This is a genomic window from Frankia sp. AiPs1 (genome assembly GCF_023716945.1).
Lineage (GTDB): Bacteria > Actinomycetota > Actinomycetes > Frankiales > Frankiaceae > Frankia.
Map to the genome: position 1 here is coordinate 1 of NZ_JAMQQF010000942.1, position 1,376 is coordinate 1,376.

Below are 1,376 nucleotides of genomic sequence, written 5' to 3' on the forward strand. Positions count from 1 at the left end.
CGCCGGGGCGTAGGCCGGGCGACGGCCGTAGGGGCCGTCGGTGCCGTAGCCGGGGGCGTTGACGTAGACGAGGTCGGGGTTGAGGGCGCGCAGCGTCGCGGCGTCGACGCCGGCGCGTTCGGCGGCGCCCGCCCGGAACGCCTGCAGGACCACGTTGGCCCGCTTGGCGAGGTCGTGGACGATCGCGCGGCCCTCGGTGGTGGCCAGGTCGACGCACAGGCTCTCCTTGCCCTGCATGACCTTGGCGCCGCCGGACTCGGGGAAGCCCGCGACCCGGCGGATCGTGTCACCCGCCAGCGTCTCGATCTTGATCACGCGGGCGCCGAGGTCGGCGAGCAGGGTCGCGGCGAACGGCCCGGCGAACATCAGCCCGAAGTCCAGCACGGTGATGCCGGCCAGCGGCTGCCCGGTCGCGCCGCCCTGCGGCGGTGTGGCGGTCAGGGCGGCGGGGGCGGTCGGCGACGGAGCTGTGCCCGGCGACGGAGCTGTGCCCGGCGACGGAGTGGCAGTCGTGACGGTGGGGGTGATGGTGGGGGCGGCCGGCTGGCCGAGGCGGGGTGCGGGCGCGAGCTCGCGCAGCGGCCGGCCGTCGGCGTGGACGAGGGTGGAGGGCTGCACGACCGGGCCGAGCTCGGGGTCGGTGACGGTGACGCGGCGGCCCTCGTGGACGACCTGGGGGTGGGCCAGCGCGTCGGCGCCTCGGCGGAACGGTTCGGCGGAGATGTCGCCGTTGGCGGCGAAGACCTCCTCCCATTCGGCGAGGGTTCGCTGCCCGACCCGTTCGATCATCAGCTCCCACAGCTCGGTGCGCAGCTCCTGCGTCGGCAGGACGGGGATGCCGGCCCACTTCGGGTCGGTGAACACGTCCCCCAGGCCCAACTCCCGCATCAGCGCGACGAACAGCCGCGGCTCGACCTGGGCGAACTGCAGCCAGGTGCCGTCCTTCGTCGGCGCGGTCAGCAGCGGGTACACCAGGGGCCCCTGGACCTCCCCGGCGGCGTTGAACGCGTTGACGACGGTGAACGCCTCGGGCCAGCGGATGCCGACGATCTCGGTGTAGAAGTTCCAGGTGTCCAGGGCGCAGACGCCGCGGGCGAGGTCGGCGGCGACCTGCTGGCCCAGCCCGCTGGCGTCGCGTTCGAGCAGTGCGGCGAGGATGCCGTGCACGGCGGTGTGCGCCGCACCCCAGGAGGCGAACGGCACCGACACGTACGCCGGCCCGCGCCGGGCCGTGATCGCCTCCTTGACGTGGAAGACGCCGAGCTTGGCCAGCACCAGCCCCTCGTAGCCGGGCAGGTCGCGCCACGGCCCGACCGGCCCGAAGCCGGTGATCGACGCGCTGACCAGCCGCGGGTGGGCCGCGGCGAGGTCGGCGG

The 1,376-nt window shown here is 75.0% G+C and carries 1 protein-coding gene; it reads right to left on the reverse strand.

Translation table 11 applies throughout. The annotated features are described in order from the left end of the window. The coding region (locus ND748_RS32040; RefSeq protein WP_251750019.1) for a CoA transferase at window positions 1-1,376 on the reverse strand (1,376 nt) is incomplete at both ends.